Raw genomic sequence first — 21,168 nt, forward strand, 5'->3', positions numbered from 1 at the left:
ATCGACCTCCTCTCGTCGCGGACGGGCAGGCGCGGGCGCGCGTGCTCCGACGTGTGTGCAGGCAGGCTATCGAGGCCCGGAACCGGGCCGCAACCGATTTATTCGTGCCGGGAAAGAGTACTGCTGCTCAGGTCCGTCCGGACCTCAGCGGGACGCCAGCTGGTGGGCCTCGAGCCGGGCCGCGAGAGCGAGCAGGTCCCCGTCCGACCCGGCGCGTCCGGTCAGCATCACACCCACCGGCATGCCGTCCTCGGACGACCGGCCCGCGGGCAGCGAGAGCGACGGCAACCCGGTCAGGTTGGCGACGACCGTCCAGCAGTCGGTGTACGGGGCGGTCATCGGGTCGGCGAGGACCTCGGCGTGGATGTCGTGCCGGTCGGCGGTCTCGTCCCACAGCAGAGGCGCCGTGGTGGGCATCGTCGGCGACAGCAGCACGTCACAGCGCGTGAGCGCGGCGTGCGTCTGGGCGACGAGGTCGGCTCGCACCCGTTCGGCGGCCGACAGCTCGTCGCGACCGTCGCGCAGCAGGGAGACGCCGAGCTCCCAGCGGCGCACGACCTCGTCGCCGGCGTGTCCGGTGCGGACGTAGGGCTCCAGCGACACCACGCACGCCGCGGACGTGATCGTCATGTACGTGGCGAGGGCGCGCAGGCCGTCCGGCACCGAGACCCGGACGACCTCGATCCCCAGCTCGGCGAGCAGCAGCTCCGCGGCGGCGAGCCGCGCCAGCACACCGTCATGGTTGCGCGGCCCGCACAGCTCCTCGACCACACCGACCCGCAACGTGCGGGGACCGCTCGGGTGCAGCGCGAGCGAGGCCAGCTGCGGGTCGTCGCTGAGCACGGCCAGCAGCCGGGCGGTGTCGGCCACCGTGCGTCCGAGCGGACCGACCCGGTCGAAGTCGGGAGCGAACGGCACGGTGCCCTCGACCGGGACCAGCCCGGGTGACGGCGCCATGCCGACGACACCGCACTGGCTCGCCGGCTCGCGGATGGAGCCGCCGGTGTCGGTGCCCAGGGAGAGGGCGGCGAACCCCGCGGCGAGCGCGGCCGCGCTGCCGCCGCTGCTGCCGCCGGGGCTGCGGCGACGGTCCCAGGGATTGCGGGTCGGGCCGAAGGCGGACGTGTGCGTGGACGCACCCATCGCGAGCTCGTCCATGTTGGCGCGGCCGATCAGCACGGCGCCGGCGTCGAGCAGCCGTCCGACGACCGGGGCGTCGCGCAGCGCGACGACGTCGGTGTGCGCACGCGATCCCGACGACGTCGTCTGCCGCCGTACGTCGATGTTGTCCTTGACCACGAACGGGACGCCGACGAGCGGTCCGAGCGGTCGCCCGGTGCGCCGGTCGTGGTCGATCGCGGCAGCGCGGGTGAGGGCGCCCTCGCCGTCGACGTGCACCAGCGAGTGCAGGCCACCCGGCCCGGGGTCGAGGTCGGCGATGCGCTGCAGGTGGGCGGCGACGACCTCCTCGGCGCTCAGCTCGCCGGCGCCGACGAGGTGCGCGAGGCGGGTGGCCGACAGCGTGGTGGGGCCGGTGGCCTCACGCTGCAGCAGCTCGCTCACCGGGTGCATTGCGCCAGCGTGACACGGCCGTGTTGCCGGGGCGTGACGGGCTGCCCGCGTCCGGGCGAGGGGGTTGTGCCAGCGCGCGTCAGGCGGTGGCGAACCGTCCCAGCACCTGCTCGGCGCGGATGCCGCCGAGGTGGTCGGCGAAGATGCGCTGGTAGCCGAGTTCCTCACGACTGCGGGCCGGCGGCAGGCCCGGGATGCGCACCGACCGCCACTCGGCGTCGGGGACGAACGCCTCGGCCTGCCGGGTCATGACGTCGGCGGTGCCGGAGCCGTCGCCGAACTGCTCCTTGCGCCGCCAGAGGATGTCGTGGGGCAACCAGCCGTCGAACGCCTCGCGCAGCAGCGCCTTCTCCTGACCGTCGTCGCCGAGCAGCTTCCACTCCAGCGGCACCCGCTGGGCCACGGCCAGCAGGTCGCGCGACAGGAACGGCACGCGGGCCTCGAGACCGTGCGCCATCGTCACCCGGTCGCAGCGCTGCAGGTTCAGGTGGTGCAGCGTGTCGATGCCGTCCGCGAGCGCGTCACGCAGCTGGTCGGGGTCGAGCTCGCGCAGGTGGTGGTAACCGGCGAACAGCTCGTCGGCGCCCTCGCCGGTGAGCACGACCTTGACGTGCTGCGCGGCGAGCTCGGCCAGCAGGTAGTTGGGCACCGCGCTGCGCACCAGCGACGGCTCGTAGCTCTCGATCGAGCGGACGACGGCGGGCAGCACGGCCATCACCTCGTCGTCGGTGTAGACGCGCTCGTGGTGCACCAGGCCCAACTCGTCGGCGACCCGGCGGGCGGCCACGAGGTCGGAGCTGTCGGCGGTGCCCGCGCTGAACGAGTGCACCGGCTCGCTCGTCGAGCGGGCCATGATGGCGGCGACCAGCGACGAGTCGAGGCCGCCGGACAGGAACACCCCCACGGGGACGTCGGCCATCATCCGCTCGGACACGGCCGTCGACAGCGTCGTGCGGATCGCCTCGTGCGCCTGCGTGCGCGACGTGAACGCCGGCCCGACCGGCTCGTCCTCGCCGAGCGGTTCGCTGCGCAGGTCGACGAACGACACGAGGCCCTGCGCGGGCGTCCAGTGGTGGCCGGGCGGGAACTCCTCGACGAGCGGACGCACCTCGTCGGGGAACGCGCCGAGTTCGGACGCCGCCAGCACGCGGTCGTCGTGCCGCGCCCAGTAGAGGGGCTTGACGCCCAGCGGGTCGCGGGCGAGCACGAGGGACCCGTCCGGGCCGGCGACCGCGAACGCGTACATGCCGCGCATGTCGTGGATGCCGTCGGTGGTCACCGTGCCGTCACCGCGGTCGACGACGTGCAGGATCACCTCGCTGTCGCTGGAGGTCGTGAACGGCCCGCCGAGCCGCTCGCGCAGCACGTCGTGGTTGTAGATCTCGCCGTTGGCCGCGACCCAGAGCCCGGACCCGCCGCTCGACAGCGGCTGGTGTCCGCCGTCGAGGTCGACGATGGCCAGGCGGGTGTGGCCGAGCCACGTGGGGCCGACCAGGCGGGAGCCCTGACCGTCCGGGCCGCGGTGGGCGATGGCCGGCAGCATCGCCTCGCCGACGGCGACGGCGGCGCGCAGCCGTTCGGGGGTCGGACGCAGGTCGTGCACCACGGCGATGCCGCACATGTGTCTCAGCTCCGGACTTCCGGTCGGGATCCCGACCCTACGGCGCGCCGGGCCGGTGCGCGTGCCGACCTGACAGACTCGCCGCCGTGACGGTCGCCGCGCCATCGGGTCGCCGGGCGGCGACGGGGGCGGTCCTCGGCGTGCTGTTCCTGACCTTCCTCGACACGACGATCGTCAGCGTCACGCTGGGCGACATCGTGGCCGACGTCGGCGCGGGTGTCATCCCGCTGCAGTGGGTCGTGAACGCCTACGCCCTCGTCTTCGCCGCGCTGATGCTGCTCGGCGGCGCGATCTCGGACCGGGTGGGACGCCGTCGGGTCATGGTCGCGGGCGTCGTCGCCTTCGCGGCCGGGTCACTGGTGTGCGCGCTGGCGCCCTCGGTCGGATGGATCATCGCCGGCCGCGCCGTCATGGGCGTCGGAGCGGCGGCGGCCGAACCCGGGACGCTGTCGGTGATCCGGCAGCTCTACCCCGACCGGCGCGAGCGCTCCCGTGCCCTCGGCGCCTGGTCGGCGGTGTCGGGGCTCGCCCTGGCCCTCGGGCCCGTGGTCGGCGGCGTGCTGGTCGCGGCCGGCGGTTGGCGCTGGGTGTTCTGGGCCAACCTCGCGGCCGCGGCGGTGCTGCTGCCGGCCGTGCTGCGGTGCGTCCCCGAGTCCCGCGACCCGCGCCCGGGCCCGGTCGACGCGCCCGGTTCCGTGCTGGCCGCCGGCGGGCTGGGGCTGCTGATCTTCGGTGTGATCAGCGGCGAGTACCGCGGCTGGACCACCTGGTGGGTGCTCGCGTGCCTGGTCGGCGGCGCGGTGCTGCTGGTGCTCTTCGTCCCGGTGGAACGGCGGGCGCGCAACCCGATGCTGAATATCGCGTATCTGCGCGAAAGGGTGGTGAGCACGGCGCTGTTCGCGGCGTTCGCCGTCTACTTCGGCGTGTTCGCGATCTTCTTCTTCACCGCGCTGTACCTCGACATCGGTCTGGGCTACTCCGGCGGACGCCTCGCGCTGACCTTCGCGCCCATGGCGGTCGCGATCGTCGCCGGCGGCCTGCTGTCCGGACGGTGGGTCGCCCGGGCGGGGTCGCGACGGCCCACCGCCGTGGGGTGCGCGCTCGCGGCGGCGGGCATGCTGCTCGCCCGGTCGGTGGTGGCCGGCGACCCGTCCTCGGCCGTGCTGGCGACGGCGCTGGCCGTCGCCGGGCTGGGGTTCGGCATCACGGTGGTGCCGCTGACGTCGGCGGTGCTCACCCACGTGCCCGCCCGCGACTCGGGGATGGCCGCCTCGGCGACGAACACGGCACGGCAGCTCGGAGCCGTCGTCGGCGTGGCCGCCCTCGGCGCGGTCGTCAACCACTACCTGACGTCCGCGGTCGACCGGGTCGACCCGCTGCTGGTGAAACTGGTGGGCGGACGGGAGGCGGCCGTGCGGTTGCTGCAGACCGGCGGCGACATCGGCGGGGTCGACATCACCGAGGCGCTGCGGACGACGCCGCAGTTGCAGCCGTTCGTCGACGGCTTCCTCGACGGGCTGCGCTGGTCGCTGCTCGTCGCCGCCGTACTGGTCGTGGTGGCCGGTATCGCGGTGGCCGCGGCGCGCGAACCGGACTCAGGGGGCGAGGAGCGGGTTGCGGCAGAGCCGTGACAGCGCCGTCGCGTCGCGCTCGACCACACCGTGCCGGCTCACCAGGGTGCCGCTGACGACGTAGTCGCCGACGAGGCCGTGTCCGTACGCGCGTGACCCCGGGCCGTCGATGTCGGGTTCGCGTCCCCGGCGCGACACGACGACCGCCAGCCCGCGTCCGCCGCCGGCGGCGGTGATGCTGCGCTCGGAGAACACTCCCCCGCGTGTCACGGTGTCGACCACCGACAGCCTGCTGGGGTCCGCGATCAGCGGCCGGAGGGCCCGCGCCGCCACCGCGAGCACGGCCGGTGGGGCGGGCCGCTGCACGCAGGACGTGGGCGCAGGGCAGTCGGGATCCGCCGGTGGCTGCGAGATCGACTCCGACCCGCCGGGCAGCGCGCCGTAGTCGGGGATCACCGGCCCGGACACCCCGACCGCCGGAGTCGATGCCGCTCACTGCACCAACCTCGGGTCGGTCGCGATGCGCTGCGCGGCCTCGGGGATGCCGCCGCCTTCGAGGCCCGCGGGGTCGCCGATCTGCACGGTGACGAGATAACCACGCCGCGTCAGCGACGACTGGTACGACTGCTCCCTCGTCTCCAGCGTGCGCGGCACGACCACGTCGTCGACGCGGCACACCGAGATCACGAGCGTGCGGGTGTCACCGATCGCGGTGATCACGCGTTGCACCAGACGGCCGTCGTCGCGGCGCGCGTCGCGGATGCCCACCACCCGTGGCGCGGCCACCACCGGCCGCACGATCGCCCGCACCCGGTCGGCGCCGTCCGGCAGCGGCGCGGTGACGCGGCACGCCGTCGTCCCGGGGCACCGGGGAGCGAGCGGCGCGACGACGACGGGCGCCACGCTGCGGGACGGGAACGGGCGCGGGATCGGCAGCGGAGCGCCCAGGATCACGGAGGCCGACGGCGTGGGGGTGGTCTCGCCGCCGGTGGTGTCGGACAGCAGCACGGCTCCGGCCGCGGCGATCACGACGGCGGCGATGCCGACCGGGACCGGCCAGCGGCGTCGCGGGCGCTCGCGCGCACCCGCCGCCAGCTCCTCGTCCGCACCGGACGTACCCGCGTCGGGATCGACGAACTCGACGTCGGGCACCGGTCCAGGGTAGGCGGGCCGCCCGGACCGGGTCAGGCGACGAGGCGGCGGTCGGCCACGAGCCGGTCGAGCCCGCTCGACGAGGTGACGGTGTGCTCCGCCCCCGGGACGACGAGCAACCCCCGGACGGCGAAGTCGCCCACCGTCGCGCCGGAGACCGACAAGCGTCCGGCCCCGCGCGGCACCGGCAGCGAGCGGTCGCCGAGGGCCGACACCTCGAGCGACACGTAGCCGGCCGGTACGCGCACGAAGATCGACCGGCTGTAGAGCTCGCCGCCGATGCGCACCCGCGTCGCGACGCTGAGGTCGCGCGCGCCGCGGAACTGGTCGACGACCGCCGCGCGGATGCCCGCGACGACGGCCGCGGGCGTGGGCACGAGACGACATGCCGCCTGCTCGACGCATTCGCCACCCGCGTCGGCGGGCGGGGTCGACGCCCGGATGGCCGTCGGTGACGCGGACACGGTGGGACGGGCGCGCCGGTCGTCCGTGCCGTTGCCGTCGTCCGTCCGCCGCACGAGGACGACGGCCGCGACGAGCCCGGCGAGCAGGACGAGCGCCAGCGGCAGCACCCACGGCCGGCGCGGCCGCGTCGGCTGCCGCCCGGTGTCGAGTTCGTCGTCCGCGGGGGCGCCGGCGTCGTCGAGGAACTCGACGGCGTCGGGATCGGGGCGCGACACGGTCACAGCCCGGCCAGCAGGCGCGGGTCGGCGAGCAGCCGCGCCAACCGCGGCGACGGCACGACCGCCGGGTCCTCCTCGGTGCCGTTCAGCTGACCGGTCAGGTGGTACCCCCGCGCCGTCGCGCGCGCGTTGGACAGCGGCCAGCCCCGGATCGGGAAGTTCTGGTCGTCGCGCGGGTCGGCGGTCACCAGGACCTGCACCGTGCCGTAGTCGACGGTGGCCAGGACGGTGCGGCTGTACACCCGTCCGTCGGCCCGCTCGCGGGTGAACGTGCGCAGCTGGCTCGGGCGCCCGAACGCCTGCGCGATCGCCGCCCGGTAGGCGGCGACGACCCGGGCGGGGGTGGTGGCGCCGCGGCAGTTGACGGTCTGCGGGCAGCGTCCGGGGATGTGCGGCGCCGACACCACCACCTGCGGTGCGCGCCGCACCTCGAGCCCGTCCGACGGTGCGGGCGCGCTCGACGGGGCGGGCCGCGCGAAGGGCTCGTCTCCCCCGGACGACACCGCGACGACGACGGCCACGATCGCGCCGAGCCCCGCGAGCACGGCGACGAGCAGCAGGACGAGACGGCGCCGGCGCGGGTCGGGCTCGCGGCCGGCCGCCAGCAGCTCCTCGTCGGTGCCGTGGGTCACAGCGTCAGGCTAGGGCCGCCAGGTGAACGGCGTGGGCCGTCAGCTCACCTCGACGGGGGCGACGTCGGACGGGTCGGCGCCCTGGAGCACCGCGAGCACCGGGTCGGCGTACCTCGTGAGCTTGGTGGGACCGACACCCGAGATCTGCGCGAGCGCGGCCCGGGACGACGGCTGGGCGTCGGCGATGGCGACGAGGGTGGCGTCGCTGAACACGACGTAGGGCGGCACGCTCTGCGCCTCGGCCTGGGCCTTGCGCCAGGCCCGCAACCGGCCGAACAGCTCGGCGTCGCCGGCTTCGGGACGCTTGGCCTTCTTGCGCGGGGCGACCCGCTCGCCCGCCGGGCGCAGCCCGTCGAGGAACCGGCTGGGCCGGCGGCCCTTGCGCTGACCGGGGCTGCGCGCCAGCGCCCACGACAGCGCAAGGTGCTCCCGGGCGCGGGTGATGCCGACGTACAGCAGCCGCCGCTCCTCCTGGAGCTGTTCGGGCGTGGTGGCGTGCTGGATGGGCAGCGTGGTGTCGGTGAGCCCGACCAGGAACACGGCGTCCCACTCGAGTCCCTTGGCCGAGTGCAGCGACGCCAGCGTGACCCCCTGCACCGTGGGGGCGTGCTGTGCGCCGGCGCGGGCGTCGAGCTCGGCGGTGAACTCGTCGAGGTGCGCCTGCGGGTCGACGGCCAGCACGTCGTCGGCGAGGGTGACGAGCGCGGCCAGCGACTCCCACCGCTCGCGCGCGGCACCGCCGGGCGGAGCGTTGTCGGGGTACCAGCCGAGGTTGCCGAGCACGGCGCGGACGGCGTCGGGCAGGGCCTCGTCGGCGACCTCGCCGCTGCGCGCGGCGCCGCGCAGCAGCAGCCGCGCCTCCCGGATCTCGGTGCGGTCGAAGAACCGCTCGCCGCCGCGCAGCACGTACGGGACGCCCGCGCGGGTGAGCTCGGCCTCGTAGACCTCGCTCTGCGCGTTGATGCGGAACAGGATCGCGATCTCGCTCGCGGGCGTCCCCGCCTCGATCAGCCGGACGCAGCGGGCCGCGACGTCGGCGGCCTCGGCGGGTTCGTCGTCGAACTCGGCGAACGTGGGGGCCGGCCCGTCGGGACGCTGACCGGTCAGTCTCACCCCCTGCTCGCCCAGCACCAGCGAGTTCGCGAGCTCGACCACCTGCGGGGTGGAGCGGTAGTCGCGGTGCAGCTTGACGACGACAGCGCCCGGGAAGCGGCGCGGGAAACCGAGGAGGTGCTGGGGCGTGGCGCCGGCGAAGGAGTAGATGGTCTGGTTGGGATCGCCCACGACGCAGAGGTCGTCGCGGTCGCCCAGCCAGGCGTCGAGCAGCCGCTGCTGCAGGGGCGAGACGTCCTGGTATTCGTCGACCACGAAGTGGCGGTACCGGCTGCGGACCTCCTCGGCGACGCGGGCGTTCTCCTCCATGCCCGCGGCCATGATCAGCAGCAGGTCGGCGAAGTCGATGACGCCCATGCGCCGCTTGGTGGCCTCGTACTCGGCGTAGAGCTTGGCGATGGTGTCGAGCGTCATCGGGGTCTCGCGGCCGGCCTCCCGCGCCACCCTCGGGTAGCTCTCGGGGGTGGCGACGACGGACTTGGCCCAGTCGATCTCGGAGGTGAGGTCGCGCAGCTCGGTGCGGTCGACCTTGAGTCGCAGCCGGGCGGCGGCATTGCCCACCAGGCGCAGCTGGTTGTCGAGCATCTCGGGCATCTCGCCGCCCAGGATGCTGGGCGCGAAGTACTGCAGCTGGCGCAGCGCCGCGGCGTGGAAGGTGCGCGCCTGCACCCCCTGCGCACCGAGCGCCCGCAGCCGGGTGCGCAGCTCGCCCGCCGCGCGGGCGGTGAACGTGACCGCGAGCAGCTGGCCGGGCGGCACCGCGCCGCTGCGCACCGCGTAGGCGATGCGGTGCGTGATGGCCCGGGTCTTGCCCGTGCCGGCACCGGCGAGGATGCACACCGGCCCGCGGACGGCCTGCGCCGCCTCGCGTTGCTCGGGGTCGAGACCCGCCAGAACCTGCTCCGCCTCCTGCACGGTTCCCGATCCTGCCAGCCGGGTCCGACGGTTCCGTCCGGCCGCTCCACCCGGCCGCTCCGTCCGACCGGGAATCCGGGGGTGGGTGACCGGGTTCCTAGGATGAGGTCCCGACGAAAGGCGCCCCACCATGAGCGACACCACCGAGGGCTCGGTCCCCACCGACTCCCGCATGACGATGTACACGACCAGCTGGTGTGGCTACTGCGCCCGCCTCAAGGCCGGTCTGGCCCGTGAGGGCATCGAGTGGCACGAGATCGACATCGAGCGCGTCGAGGGTGCGGCCGACATCGTCATGAGCGCCAACGACGGCAACCGCACCGTCCCCACCGTCGTGTTCGCCGACGGCACCGCGATGACCAACCCGTCCGTCGCGCAGGTCAAGGCCAAGCTCGCTGCCTGACTGGGTCCCGCTCTCCCCCGACGTCGTCACCGGACGGCTGGCCGATCTGCTCGCCGGCCGCGGCGGTCTCGTGCGCGTGGCCGTCGACGGCCCGCCGTGCGCCGACCCGGGCGCGTTCGCGGACGCGTTGCGCGAGCCGTTGCGCGTCCTTGGACGTCCTTTTGCGCACGTCCGCGCGAAAGATTTCCTGCGCGACGCGTCCGTGCGGTTCGAACACGGTCACGAGGACGTCGAGTCGTACGCGAACTGGCTCGACCACGGCGCGGTGCAGCGCGAGGTGCTCGTTGCGGCCGTCGAGCGCGGCGAGTACCTGCCGACGCTGCGCGACCCGGTGACGGACCGCTCGACACGGGCGGCACCGGTCGCGGTGCAACCGGGCACCGTCCTCGCCGTCAGCGGCCCGCTCCTGCTCGGCCTGGGCCTCACCTTCGACCTCGTCGTGCACCTCGCGCTGTCCCCCGCCGCACGCACCCGCCGCACCCCCGCGGACGAGGCGTGGACCCTGCCCGCCTACGACGAGTACGACGAGCAGGTGCGGCCGGCGCAGCTCGCGGACGTCGTCGTGAAGCTCGACGACCCGCGACGGCCGGCGGTGTCAGGCCTGCAGCACTGAGTCGAGCGCCGCCCGCTCCCGCCGTGCGCGCCGCTCTCCGAGCAGCGGGAACAACAGGCGCGCCGGCAACGGCGCCTTCATCAGGAACACCTGGCGTTCGGCGGTGCTCGCACCGTCGAGGATGTGACCGAGCGCGACGAGCCGCCGTTTCGCGGGGATCGCCTCGAGACCGCGGTCGCCCAGCTGCGACCACTCGTCCGTGCTGACCACGCGCCGCACCTCGGGCAGCACGACCCGCTCCTCCTCGTCGAGGTGCGCCTCGAGCAGGTCCGGCACCGGACGCAGCACCTCGACGAGGTCGGCGGCGGTGGCGGGCAGTCCCTCGAGCAGGACGGCCGCCCGGTCGAGCGCGGCTCCGAGCTGCGCATGCTGGCCCTCCATGCGGGCGAGCACCCCGGCGTCGAACGAGGCACGTTCGGCGAGCAGCGGCCACAGGAACTTGTCCTCGGTGAGGTGGTGGTGGTGCAACCCGCTGACGACCTCGCGGGTGTGGTCGACGATGCGGGCGAGGCCCGCCGCATCGCCCGCCGCGGCCACCCGCGGCGCGGCGGCCACGACCTCGGGCAGGCGGCGGAACTCCCGCCGGAACAACCGATGGACGACGATCATGTCGGTGGTGTCGGGCACGTCGGCCGACGGCGAAGCGGTGCTGGTCACGGGGTTCTCCTGATTCCGGTGGGGCCGTGGCGGCGGGTGCCGGCGGCGATGGCGTCGAGGACGGCGAGTTCGGCACGGTGCCGGCGCTCGCCGGCGACCGTCCAGGCGGAGCGCAGCGGGCCGGGCAGCGCGGCGACCACTGCGGCCTTCTCCTCCGGGTGCGCACCGTCGAGCAGGCGACCCACGAGGGCGAGCCGCCGGGGTCGCGGCACGAGACCGAGGCCGAGATCGCTGCGCGGCCCCGCACACCATCCGGACCGGCCCGCGACGTCGGCCAGCTGCCCGAAGCACCGGCCGAGGGCCGAGGTGTCGAACACCGGAAAGCGCGCGAGCAGCGTCTCGGCCCGCGAGGCGAGTTCGGCGATCTCCCGCGACGGGCCCTCGCCCGGGCGCAGATGCGCGCGCGTCACCGTGAGCAGTTCGCGCGCATGAGTGGCGACGCGCACGCGGACGGTGAGATCGGTCGCGGGCAGCGCGGCGAACAGCCCCGGCAGCCGGCGCAACTCGCGCGGCAGCACGCGGTGCAGCCGGTGGTGGGCGACGGCCTCGGCCGGAGCGGGATACGCGGCGGGGACGCCGGTCGGCGCCTCGGCGAGCGCCGGGATCGTGCTGGTCACGGTGGTCCTCCTGGTCGGGTGCGGCAGACGCTAGATGTGCCGAGCCTAATGTGTCAAACGGAGTTAGATAGTTAGTCTGAGCAAACGGCGGTATGGTCGTTAGGTGACTTCACCGGCGCTGCGACTCGCCGCGGACACCACCGATCCCCGCTACGGCGGCGCGAAATGCCTGCTGTTCGTGAACACGGTCGAGTGGCGCCGCAGCGACGAACCGGTCGACCGCATGACCGACGTCGACTTCCTGCTGCGCCTGCACGCGACGTACCTCGGCGAGCCGGGCGACCTCGCCACGCTGCGTGCCGCCGCCGACGCCTCGCCACGCGCGGCCGCTCGCGCCCTCGCCCGCGCCGTCGCGCTGCGCGAGACCGTGCACGCCGTCTTCGCCGCGACCGCCGCCGGCGGCACGCCCCCGGCCGACGAGCTGGCTGCCCTGGACGAATGGGTCGCCCGTGCGTCGGCCCGGTTGCGGCTGAGGCCGGACGGCGACGGCGGCTGGCTGCTGCGCCTCGACACCGAGCCGAACCCGCTCGACCTGCCGATGCACACCGTCGCGCTCTCGGCGGCGGCCCTGCTGTCGTCCGACCGGCTCGACCGGGTCCGTGCGTGCGAGGGTCCGACCTGTGGATGGTTGTTCGTCGACTCAACGCGCAACAACTCGCGCCGCTGGTGCGAACCCGGCGAGTGCGGCAATCGCGAGCGCGTCCGCGCGCACTACCACCGCACCCGACAGGCCACCCGCCAGACCGCGCGCAGCAGCGCGTGACGGCCGCCGACCTGCCCACCCCCGCTCCGCCGGCCGGGTGGCTCACGCTGATGTGGCGCCAGCTCATGCGGCACCGCAACGGGGTGGTGCTCGCCTTCGGCGCCGCGCTGCTCGGCAGCGTCGGGCAGATCTCCGTACCGCTGATCGCCCGGCAGATCGTCGACGAGGTGGTCGTGGCCCGTCGCGATGCGCTCTGGCCGTGGCTGGTCGCGCTGTTCGGCGTCGCGGTGGTCACGTTCGCGCTCGCGTACGTGCGCCGCTACCACGGCGGACGTGTCGCGCTCGGCGTGCAGCTCGACCTGCGCGACGCGGTGCACCACCACCTGCAGCGCCTCGACCAGGGGACGCTGGCCACCCTGCCGACGGGCCAGCTGGTGTCGAGGGCGAACTCCGACTCGGGGCTCATCCAGGGACTGTTGATGTTCCTGCCCCTGGTCACCGGCAACGTCGTGCTGATGGTGCTCGCCGTCGTGGTGATGTTCGTGCTGTCGCCGTTGCTGGCGTTGGTCGCCCTCGTCGTCATCCCGGCACTGTTCGTGGCGTCGTACCGCATGCGGGTGAAGATCTTCCCCGCCACCTGGGTCGCGCAGCAGCACGAGGGCGACGTCGCCCAGCTCGTGTCCGAGGGCGTCACCGGGGTCCGGGTCGTCAAGGCGTTCGGGCAGGAGCAGCGCGAGCTCGAACGGCTCACCGGCGCCGCCCGCACCCTGTACGGGTCACGGTTGCGCGCCGTCCGCCTCAACGCGCGCTACCAGCCGCTGCTGTCGGCCATCCCGACGCTCGCGCAGGTCGCCATCCTCGTGTTCGGCGGCCTGCTGACGCTCGACGGCAGCATCAGCATCGGCACCTTCCTGGCCTTCACCACCTACGTCGGGCAGTTCGTGGCCCCGGCGCGATACCTCGCCGGCATACTCACCGTCGGCCAGCAGGCCCGCGCGGGTGTCGAGCGCATCTTCGGGCTGCTCGCCCTGCAGCCGCGCATCGCGGACGCGCCTGACGCCGTCGACCTGGCGGACATCCGCGGTGACATCGCGTTCGACGACGTCGTCTTCGGCTACGGCGACGACGCACCCGTCCTCGACGGGTTCTCGCTGCACATCGCACCCGGCGAGCGGGTGGCTCTGGTCGGCGCGAGCGGCAGCGGCAAGTCGACGGTCGCGGCCCTCGTCTCGCGCTTCCACGACCCGCGCTCGGGGGTCGTCCGCGTCGACGGCCACGACGTGCGCGCGGTGACGCTGCCCTCGCTGCGCCGCCGCATCGGGGTCGCCTTCGAGGACAGCTTCCTGTTCTCCGACACGATCCGCGCGAACATCGCCTACGGCCGTCCGGACGCCACGGACGACGAGATCACCGCCGCCGCGGTCGTGGCGCAGGCGGACGGTTTCGTCCGCGCCCTGCCCGACGGGTACGACACCGTCGTCGGCGAGCGCGGGCTCACCCTGTCGGGCGGGCAGCGGCAGCGCATCGCGCTGGCGCGCGCGATCATTTCCGACCCGCGGGTGCTCGTGCTCGACGACGCCACCAGTGCCGTCGACGCCCGCACCGAGGAGGCGATCCACGACCGCCTGCGCGACGTGCTGGCCGGACGGACGACCCTGCTGGTCGCGCACCGGCTGTCGACGCTGCGCCTCGCCGACCGCATCGTGGTCATGGACCACGGCCGTGTCGCCGACCAGGGCACGCACGCCGAACTGACCGAGCGCAGTGCGCGGTACCGCTCGTTGCTGTCGGGCGAGGCATCCACACCCGTCGCCGAGCCCGAACCGGTCGCGACCGTCCCCCGCCGCCGGCGGGTCGACGGCCTCGCGGTGCCCGAGGAACTGGCCGACAAGGTCGCGGCACTTCCCCCCGTCCGCGACGAGGCGCAGGTCGACCTCGCCACCGAGACCGCGCCGCAGCGCGAGTTCTCCCTCGGACGGTTGCTGCGGCAGTTCCGCGCTGCGTTCGCCGTCGGGCTCGTGCTCGTCGTGCTCGATGCGGTCTTCGGCCTCGCCGGTCCGTACTTCGTGAAGTACGGCGTCGACCACGGCGTCGTCGACGAGTCGCGCGACGTGCTGTTCGCCTGCGCCGTCGGCTTCCTCGCCGTCACCGCGGTCGACCTCGTCGTGCGCGTCGCGTCGACCTTCGTCACCGGGCGGATTGCCGAGCGCATCATGCTGTCGCTGCGCCTGCGCGTGTGGGCCCAGCTGCAGCGGCTGTCGCTGGATTACTACGAACGCGAGCTGGCCGGCCGCATCATGACGCGGATGACCACGGACGTCGACCAGTTCGAGCAGCTGGTGTCCAACGGGTTGCTCGCTGCGCTGGTGGCCTTCGTGACCTTCGTCGGCGTCGGCGTCTTCCTGCTCGTGCTCGACCTCGAGCTCGGTCTGGTCGTGCTGTCGGTGCTGGTGCCGCTGGCGATCGCGACGGTGTGGTTCCGCACGCGGTCGTCCGCCCTCTACGACCTGTCGCGCGACCGCATCGCGACCGTCAACGCCGATTTCCAGGAGAGCCTGTCGGGTGTCCGCGAGTCGCAGGCCTTCGTGCACGAGGCCGCCGCGAACGAACGGTTCCACGAACTCGGCATGGGCTACTTCCGCAGCCGGGTCGCCGCGCAGCGGCTCGTGGCGCTGTACTTCCCGTTCGTGCAGTTCCTGTCCGCAGCCGCGGACGCGCTGGTGCTCGGTGTGGGCGCCGCGCTCATCGACTCGGGGTCGCTCACCGTCGGCGCGCTCATCGCGTTCCTGCTCTACATCGACATGTTCTTCGCGCCGATCCAGCAGTTGTCCCAGGTGTTCGACGCCTGGCAACAGACCCGGGTGTCGGTGAACCGCATCGCCGACCTGATGCGTCAGGAGACGCTGACACCGGAACCCGACCGTCCGGTGGCGCTGCACGACGTGCACGGTGCCGTCGAGCTGCAGCAGGTGTCGTTCGCCTACCCCGGATCGGCCGCCGGAGACGCGCTGCGCGGGGTCTCGCTCGACGTCGTCCCGGGCGAGTCGGTCGCGCTGGTCGGCGAGACCGGCGCCGGCAAGTCGACGGCGCTCAAGCTGCTCGCCCGCTTCTACGATCCCGACACCGGCAGCGTCCGCCTCGACGACCACGACCTGCGGACGCTCGCGCTCGGCGACTACCGGCACCATCTCGGGTACGTGCCGCAGGAGGCGTTCCTGTTCACCGGGTCGGTGCGTGACAACATCGCCTACGGACGGCCGGACGCCTCCGACGCCGAGGTCGAGGCGGCCGCCCGCGCGGTCGGTGCGCACGAGATGGTCAGCGCCCTGCCCGGCGGGTACGAGTCGCAGCTCGGCGAGCGTGGCGGGTCGCTGTCGTCCGGGCAGCGCCAGCTGATCGCGCTCGCCCGGGCGCAGCTCGCCGACCCGGCCCTGTTGCTGCTCGACGAGGCGACCTCGAACCTCGATCTCGCGACCGAGGCGCGCGTCAACGACGCCATGCGGGCAGTGGCCCGCGACCGCACCACGATCGTCATCGCGCACCGGCTGCAGACCGCGAAGGTCTGCGATCGCATCGCCGTGCTGGTCGCCGGGCGCGTCACCGAGGTCGGGTCGCACGACGAGTTGCTCGAGCGCGACGGCGAGTACGCGCGCATGTGGCGCAGCTTCGAGTCCGTCGGCGCCGTCGGGTGACACCTGTCAGGCTGCTGGGGTGGATCGCCACGGACTGCTGTCCCGAATCGTCGCCAGGCTGGATGAACGGTCGCCGGGCCACCCGTTGCGGGCGGGCGTCGACGGCGTGTGCGGCTCGGGCAAGACCACGTTCGCGCGCGAGCTGACGGCCGCGGTCGCGGCCACCGGGCGTCCTGCGGCCCGCGTCGACTCCGACGGTTTCCACCATCTGGCCGAACGACGTCGCCGTAACCGGGACGACCCGGCCCGCGGCTACTACGACGACGCGTACGACTTCGCAGCGCTGGAGCAGCACGTGCTTTTGCCGCTCGGTCCCGGCGGTTCGAGGCGGTTCGCGACACGGGTCATGGACCTCGATGTCGACCGTCCGGACGTCGCGTGGTCGACGCTGCCGGACGACGGCGTCCTGCTGTTCGACTGCACCTTCCTGCAGCGGGGTGGCCTGCGCGACCTCTGGGACGAGGTCGTGTTCCTCGACACCGACCTCGCATCGGCGCAGGCGCGCGGCATCGCCCGCGACGCCGCCCGACTCGGCGGCCCGGACGTCGCCCGCCACGCCTACGAGACCCGGTACATGGCCGCGTGCCGTCTCTATCTCACCGAGGAGGACCCGCTCGACCGCGCGTCCATCGTCGTCCGTCATGACGACCCTCGCGACCCCGAACTCGTCCGCGACCGCTGACGTCGGGCGAGGCGACGTGTGGACGCGGACCGGCCGTTCGTTCTTCGACGACAGCCTGACGCACGTCCTCCTCGACCGACTGCGCCGCGTCGTCGAGTCAGTTGGATTGTTCGACGGACTGAGCAGGTCGTAGATGCGAGTACGCCCTCGGCCGGGCGTGGTGGATTCCTGGCTCACCACGCACGCCGGATCCGTCCCGCCTCGGCCTGGGTCGTCGGCCGGACGAACAGCCACCAACCGTCGTCGTCCGCTGCGACGTCCACGCTGTGGCCGTGCCAGTGCAGGGTCACCCGGGCGTGCGGTGCGTCCCGCCCGGCCGCCCAGTCGTAGTACTCACCGTCGAATCCGAGAGAGCCGCCCGATGCCACATCGCCCGTCGCGCCCGCGGGCGGGTAACCGACGTCATCGCGCTCGCAAAGGAAGCGCCAACCGTCGTGGTCCACGCGAAAGATCGACAGTTCGACCTCCTGACCGTCCGAATTGCGGTCGTCGAGCACCATCGCGTAGCCCTCGACGACGACCACGTCGCGGACGGTTCCCGACGGCGAGCTGCTGCGTCGCAGCTCGGGCGGAACAGTCATGCCGAGATGGTGACACGAGTGTTCGCCGCCAGCAGAATGATCTTCGCCTGACCGGGTCCCGGATGGCCGAAACTGTCAGACCCCCGTTCTATGTTCGATTCGTGACCAGCGTTGCGCCGCCGATCTCCGCCGTGCAGGCGGTGGGTGCGTTGCGTGCGGCGATCGACGGGTTGTTGTCGGTGGATCTGACCGGCTGTGATGCCGAGGCGTTTCTGGCGTCGGTGGATGCGCTGGAGGTGCAGTCGCGGCGTCTTGCTGCGGTGGACGCGCGATGGCTGGCCGAGGTCGACGATCGTCGTCTGGCCGGCGAGTTGGGGCGTACGTCGGTGGCGGACGTGCTCACGGTGCGGCTGCACGTGGCCCGGGCGGAGGCACGGGCCCGGGTTCGGCGGGCCGCGGAGATCGGTGCGCGGCGGGCGGTGACCGGGGAGGCGTTGCCCCCGCTGCTGGACGAGGTGGCGGACGCCGTGACCCGCGGGGAAATATCGGGGCCGCACGCGAGTGTGATCGCCGCGATCCTGCGGCGCGTGCCGGAATCGCTCGGGCCGGAGGTGTGGCAGATCGCCCACACGGCGCTGCTGGGTGCCGCGAGGCAGACCGACCCGCAGACACTGCGGCAACTCGGAGAGCAGCTGCTGCAGCGGATCCTGCCCGAGAAGCAGCCCGATCCCGAGCGGCGTGGTGTGACCTTGTCACCGGACGTGGCCGGGCTGGCCGGCCTGTCGGGCGCGATGACGGCACGGTGCGCGGCGTTGTGGCGGACCCTGTTCGACACGCTCGCCGCACCCCGCCCGGAGACGACGACCGCGGACGGGACAGTCGTGCGGGACGAGCGCAGTCCGGCGCAACGGCGCCATGATGCGATGGAGGAGATCGGGCTGCGGCTGCTGCGCTCCGGCGTGCTGCCCGATGCCGGCGGCGTCCCCGCCACGCTGATCGTCACCGTCGGCCTCCGGGAGCTCGCCCGCGCGGGCGGGGTGGTGCGCACCAGCCACGGCGAACTGCTCGGCGTCGAGCAGGTCCTCGCCCTGGCGGGGGAGCTGGGCATCGAACTGTGCCTCACCGACGACACGCCTGACGACACCCTCGCCGACGAACCGGTAGCCGACGAACCGGTAGCCGACGAACCGAGGGCGAACGAGCCGAGGGCGAACGAGCCGACCAGCGACGAGCCGATGCCCGGCCCGGACGAGACGGCGCCGTTCGAGGCCGTCCGCCGCTTCGTCACCCGCCTGTTCCCTCGCCGCCCCGGACGGGGGCCGGTGCTTGCCTACGGGCGCGCTCGGCGCAACGCCACCGGCACGCAACGCAAGGTCATCGCCGGCCGCGACGGCGCCGGCTGCAGCTTCCCCGGCTGCACCCGCCCCTTGGCCTGGACGCAGGCCCACCACGTCGTCCGCTGGGAGGACGGCGGCCGCACCGACATCGACAACATGTGCCTCGTCTGCGTGTTCCACCACCAGCTGCTCGACCGCGGTGACTGGAGCGTCCGCATGGCCGACGACGGACGACCCGAATGGATCCCGCCCCGCCTGCTCGACCCGCAGCGGCGACCTTTGCGCAACTATGCGCATCACCCACCCGACGTCCGATTCGGACCGGTGCTGGTCAGGTTGAGCTGAAGGTCAGTGCGCGGCGGCGTAGGCGTCGAGCACGCTCTGCGCGATACGCCCGCGTGTCGAGACCTCGATGCCGTTCGCAGCGGCCCACTCGCGGATGGCTGCGAGGTCCTTGCGCGACGACGCCGCGCCGGACGCGGCACGGGACCGACCCCGCGGACGCGACGGCCGCTTCGATCCCGCGGACCGGCGTGCGACCTCGATGTAGGGCTTCAGCGCCTTCTCGAGCGCTGCCGCATTCTTCTTGCTCAACTCGATCTCGTAGTGCGCTCCCTCAAACGCGAACGAGATCGTCCGGTCGGCCTTGCCGCCGTCCAGGTCGTCGATGAGCGACACGACCGTTTCCCTTTTTTGGACCACGCCCGGAAATTAGCAGCAGAACTGCGGAAAGCCGTGGGAACCGCCGGACGACACCGTCCTGATTGCGACACGAACCACCGACGACCGCACGCTCGGCACGCACTCTCCGCATTCTTGCGCGCAACCGACGGGTCACGCGGTAGAGGCGCACAGAAATCTCGTTGTGGCGCCCGGCATCGCGAGCGGTTACGTTTCTGTACACCGCCTACGGTAAGGAATCAGAGTGACAACAGCCGGAGCCGCCGCGAGCCGTGAGCTCGCCCGCCGCTATGCCGAGGTCGTCGGCACGTTGACCCCCGAGGAGTGGGCGGCGCCCAGTCGCTGTACCGGGTGGAGCGTGCAGGACCTCGTCGCCCACACCGGCAGCAACTTCTTCGTCCTCGCCCAGCCGCCGGCTCCCGACCTCGACGCTCCCCCGCCGCCGGAGAAGGCGGAGGACCAGCAGGAGATGCTGGTCGCAGCCCGCCGCGGCTGGTCGGCCGACGAGGTCCGCGCCGAGTTCGACCAGTGGCTCGAGCCCGCGATCGGCGCGCTCGAGGCCGTGCAGCAGCCTCCTGCCGCCGAGGCACCGCTGACGCTCGCCGACCTCGGCACCTACCCGATGAACCTGTTGGCCGACGCCTTCGCGTTCGACATGTACTGCCACATGAACATCGACCTGCTCGCGCCCGAGGGCCCGGTGCAGCGTCCGCCGCAGCCCGTCACCGACGAGATCCTCGCCCCGGGCGTGGGGTGGATGCTCGCCGGCATCCCGCAGATGTGCTCGCCCGTCGCGCAGCGACTCGACCGCCCGTTCGGCATCGTGCTGACCGGCCCGGGCGGCGGACAGTGGACGCTGCTGCCGGGTGAGCCCTTCCCGACGATCGGCGAGGGACTCACCGACCCCGCCGCGACGGTCACGTCCGCCGCCACCGACTTCGTCCTCTGGGGCACGAAGCGCGCCGACTGGCGTCCGTCGAGCACCCTGGCCGGCGACGAGGCCTACGGCACGGCCCTGCTCGACGCGCTGAACATCGTCTGACCGCGGACGGTCGGCGGGGTCAGTCCCCGCCGGCCAGCCAGCGGTCGATGAGGAACCGGCTGATCGAGAACACCGGTGGGATCGCGCGCAGCCGCACGTCACCCTCGCCCTCGATCGGGGTGGTCAGGTCGTCGGTCCAGTCGGCGGCGCGGCGCACCTCGTCGCGCGAGAACCAGTCGGCCTCGGCCATCTCGACCGGGTCGAGTGTGATGCCCGACGGGCCGTCCAGCCGTGCGGTGAACCCCAGCATCAACGATGCCGGGAACGGCCACGGCTGCGAGGCCACGTAGCGCACGTCGCGCACGCCGACGCCGACCTCCTCGAAGACCTCGCGCGCGACCGCCTGCTCGAGCGACTCCCCCGGCTCGACGAACCCGGCCAGGGTCGAGAACCGACCCGGCCCCCACTGCCGGCCGCGGCCGAGCAGCGCCAGCCCGCCCGCACCGGCGACGCCGTCGTGGATGAGCATGATGACGGCCGGGTCCGTGCGCGGGAAGTGCTGGCTGTGATCGACGGTGCAGGTACGCGTCCACCCGGCTTGGGTCTCGTCCGTCGGCGCACCGCACCGCGGGCAGTGGGTGTGCTTCTGGTGCCACTGCTCGAGCCCGATGGACGTCGCGAGCAGCGCGCCCTCGACGTCCGTGCTCGAGGCGCCGATGTCGCGCAGCGTCAGCCAGCCGGCGTCGGCGCCGTCCGCCCCGTCGGGCTCGGTGGTGACGGTGAAGTACGGGACGCCGTCGACCTCGCCCAGGAAGCGGCGGGTCAGCGACGCGTCGACCGACGAGGACGGACGGAAGTCGGCGTGCCCGTCCGCACCGACCGGCGTGGCCGAGCCGGGGCTGATCAGCACGACCCGGGCGCGGTTCCACGCGTCGGCCAGCCACGCGTCGTCCGAGCGCCGGTGCGCGGCGCGGTCGAAGGCCTCGCGCGCCAACGGCGGCGCGTCCGGGTCGCGGGGCAC

21 protein-coding genes are annotated in these 21,168 nt (G+C 73.4%); 9 read left to right on the plus strand and 12 right to left on the minus strand.

From position 1 onward, the window contains the following. Positions 1-144 precede the first annotated feature (144 nt). Together ACYVP9_RS21980 and asnB are read right to left on the minus strand one after the other, a co-directional pair. Complete coding sequence (locus ACYVP9_RS21980) at positions 145-1,572, minus strand: amidase (protein WP_460607112.1); 1,428 nt, start codon at positions 1,570-1,572, stop codon at positions 145-147. A 79-nt stretch (positions 1,573-1,651) separates the two neighbouring features. Continuing rightward, positions 1,652-3,193, minus strand: coding sequence for an asparagine synthase (glutamine-hydrolyzing) (asnB, locus tag ACYVP9_RS21985; protein WP_460607113.1), 1,542 nt, complete (start codon positions 3,191-3,193; stop codon positions 1,652-1,654). Positions 3,194-3,279: 86 nt separating this feature from the next. On the opposite strand from asnB, the gene ACYVP9_RS21990 reads away from it, so the two are divergent. Then, positions 3,280-4,824, plus strand: coding sequence for an MFS transporter (locus tag ACYVP9_RS21990; RefSeq protein WP_460607114.1), 1,545 nt, complete (start codon positions 3,280-3,282; stop codon positions 4,822-4,824). On the opposite strand, the gene ACYVP9_RS21995 is transcribed toward ACYVP9_RS21990, so the two are convergent. From ACYVP9_RS21995 to ACYVP9_RS22015, 5 genes are read right to left on the minus strand one after another with little or no spacing between them, the layout of a single operon-like run. Continuing rightward, the gene (locus ACYVP9_RS21995; RefSeq protein ID WP_460607115.1) at positions 4,789-5,220 is read right to left on the minus strand and encodes a hypothetical protein; all 432 of its coding nucleotides are present in this window, start codon (positions 5,218-5,220) and stop codon (positions 4,789-4,791) included. The genes ACYVP9_RS21990 and ACYVP9_RS21995 overlap by 36 nt on opposite strands. Before the next feature lie 36 nt (positions 5,221-5,256). After that, positions 5,257-5,916, minus strand: a complete 660-nt coding sequence (locus tag ACYVP9_RS22000; protein ID WP_460607116.1) for a hypothetical protein — start codon at positions 5,914-5,916, stop codon at positions 5,257-5,259. 32 nt (positions 5,917-5,948) lie between these two features. Beyond that, positions 5,949-6,596, minus strand: coding sequence for a hypothetical protein (locus ACYVP9_RS22005; protein WP_460607117.1), 648 nt, complete (start codon positions 6,594-6,596; stop codon positions 5,949-5,951). 2 nt (positions 6,597-6,598) lie between these two features. Continuing rightward, a complete protein-coding gene (locus tag ACYVP9_RS22010) occupies positions 6,599-7,231 on the minus strand; it encodes a hypothetical protein (protein WP_460607118.1) in 633 nt (210 codons plus the stop codon). Between the two features lie 39 nt (positions 7,232-7,270). Beyond that, entirely contained in the window at positions 7,271-9,259 is a 1,989-nt protein-coding gene (locus ACYVP9_RS22015) for an ATP-dependent helicase (protein WP_460607119.1), read from the minus strand. A gap of 130 nt (positions 9,260-9,389) precedes the next feature. Here ACYVP9_RS22015 and ACYVP9_RS22020 point away from each other — a divergent pair, with 130 nt between their 5' ends. Beyond that, positions 9,390-9,662 (plus strand): thioredoxin domain-containing protein, encoded by a 273-nt coding sequence (locus ACYVP9_RS22020; RefSeq protein WP_460607120.1) that lies wholly within the window; start codon positions 9,390-9,392, stop codon positions 9,660-9,662. Next, on the plus strand, positions 9,655-10,275 hold the full coding sequence (locus tag ACYVP9_RS22025) for a nucleoside/nucleotide kinase family protein (RefSeq protein ID WP_460607252.1): 621 nt from the start codon (positions 9,655-9,657) through the stop codon (positions 10,273-10,275). The genes ACYVP9_RS22020 and ACYVP9_RS22025 overlap by 8 nt, the downstream gene beginning before the upstream one ends. Here ACYVP9_RS22025 and ACYVP9_RS22030 read toward each other — a convergent pair. Beyond that, positions 10,258-10,932 (minus strand): hemerythrin domain-containing protein, encoded by a 675-nt coding sequence (locus ACYVP9_RS22030; protein WP_460607121.1) that lies wholly within the window; start codon positions 10,930-10,932, stop codon positions 10,258-10,260. The two genes, ACYVP9_RS22025 and ACYVP9_RS22030, sit on opposite strands and share 18 nt — an antisense overlap. Next, positions 10,929-11,549 (minus strand): hypothetical protein, encoded by a 621-nt coding sequence (locus ACYVP9_RS22035; protein WP_460607122.1) that lies wholly within the window; start codon positions 11,547-11,549, stop codon positions 10,929-10,931. Before ACYVP9_RS22035 ends, ACYVP9_RS22030 begins: the two co-directional genes overlap by 4 nt. A gap of 103 nt (positions 11,550-11,652) precedes the next feature. On the opposite strand from ACYVP9_RS22035, the gene ACYVP9_RS22040 reads away from it, so the two are divergent. From ACYVP9_RS22040 to ACYVP9_RS22055, 4 genes are read left to right on the plus strand one after another with little or no spacing between them, the layout of a single operon-like run. Next, a complete protein-coding gene (locus ACYVP9_RS22040) occupies positions 11,653-12,312 on the plus strand; it encodes a CGNR zinc finger domain-containing protein (protein WP_460607123.1) in 660 nt (219 codons plus the stop codon). Positions 12,313-12,362: 50 nt separating this feature from the next. Continuing rightward, positions 12,363-15,944, plus strand: coding sequence for an ABC transporter ATP-binding protein (locus ACYVP9_RS22045; protein ID WP_460607253.1), 3,582 nt, complete (start codon positions 12,363-12,365; stop codon positions 15,942-15,944). Positions 15,945-15,963: 19 nt separating this feature from the next. Beyond that, complete coding sequence (locus tag ACYVP9_RS22050) at positions 15,964-16,626, plus strand: nucleoside/nucleotide kinase family protein (protein ID WP_460607124.1); 663 nt, start codon at positions 15,964-15,966, stop codon at positions 16,624-16,626. Next, the gene (locus tag ACYVP9_RS22055) at positions 16,586-16,759 is read left to right on the plus strand and encodes a hypothetical protein (protein WP_460607125.1); all 174 of its coding nucleotides are present in this window, start codon (positions 16,586-16,588) and stop codon (positions 16,757-16,759) included. Before ACYVP9_RS22050 ends, ACYVP9_RS22055 begins: the two co-directional genes overlap by 41 nt. A 40-nt stretch (positions 16,760-16,799) precedes the next feature. On the opposite strand, the gene ACYVP9_RS22060 is transcribed toward ACYVP9_RS22055, so the two are convergent. Then, positions 16,800-17,150 carry a hypothetical protein gene (locus tag ACYVP9_RS22060; RefSeq protein WP_460607126.1) on the minus strand — a complete coding sequence of 117 codons (351 nt, stop codon included), beginning with the start codon at positions 17,148-17,150 and terminating at the stop codon, positions 16,800-16,802. 158 nt (positions 17,151-17,308) lie between these two features. Between ACYVP9_RS22060 and ACYVP9_RS22065 the strand changes: the two genes are divergently transcribed. Then, on the plus strand, positions 17,309-18,829 hold the full coding sequence (locus tag ACYVP9_RS22065; RefSeq protein WP_460607127.1) for an HNH endonuclease signature motif containing protein: 1,521 nt from the start codon (positions 17,309-17,311) through the stop codon (positions 18,827-18,829). Between the two features lie 3 nt (positions 18,830-18,832). Here ACYVP9_RS22065 and ACYVP9_RS22070 read toward each other — a convergent pair whose 3' ends face one another. Beyond that, a complete protein-coding gene (locus tag ACYVP9_RS22070; protein WP_460607128.1) occupies positions 18,833-19,162 on the minus strand; it encodes a histone-like nucleoid-structuring protein Lsr2 in 330 nt (109 codons plus the stop codon). Positions 19,163-19,409: 247 nt separating this feature from the next. Here ACYVP9_RS22070 and ACYVP9_RS22075 point away from each other — a divergent pair, with 247 nt between their 5' ends. Further along, complete coding sequence (locus tag ACYVP9_RS22075) at positions 19,410-20,207, plus strand: maleylpyruvate isomerase family mycothiol-dependent enzyme (RefSeq protein ID WP_460607129.1); 798 nt, start codon at positions 19,410-19,412, stop codon at positions 20,205-20,207. Positions 20,208-20,226: 19 nt separating this feature from the next. Here ACYVP9_RS22075 and nudC read toward each other — a convergent pair whose 3' ends face one another. After that, the gene (nudC, locus tag ACYVP9_RS22080) at positions 20,227-21,168 is read right to left on the minus strand and encodes an NAD(+) diphosphatase (RefSeq protein WP_460607130.1); all 942 of its coding nucleotides are present in this window, start codon (positions 21,166-21,168) and stop codon (positions 20,227-20,229) included.

The sequence above is a fragment of the Jatrophihabitans fulvus genome, from assembly GCF_054781375.1.

Excerpts from the sequence above, each read along its gene's own strand:
- ACYVP9_RS22045 (WP_460607253.1), top strand. The coding sequence starts at position 12,363 with ATGTGGCGCCAGCTCATGCGGCACCGCAACGGGGTGGTGCTCGCCTTC.
- ACYVP9_RS22055 (WP_460607125.1), top strand. The coding sequence starts at position 16,586 with ATGACGACCCTCGCGACCCCGAACTCGTCCGCGACCGCTGACGTCGGG.
- ACYVP9_RS22020 (WP_460607120.1), top strand. The coding sequence starts at position 9,390 with ATGAGCGACACCACCGAGGGCTCGGTCCCCACCGACTCCCGCATGACG.
- asnB (WP_460607113.1), bottom strand. The coding sequence starts at position 3,193 with ATGTGCGGCATCGCCGTGGTGCACGACCTGCGTCCGACCCCCGAACGG.
- ACYVP9_RS21980 (WP_460607112.1), bottom strand. The coding sequence starts at position 1,572 with ATGCACCCGGTGAGCGAGCTGCTGCAGCGTGAGGCCACCGGCCCCACC.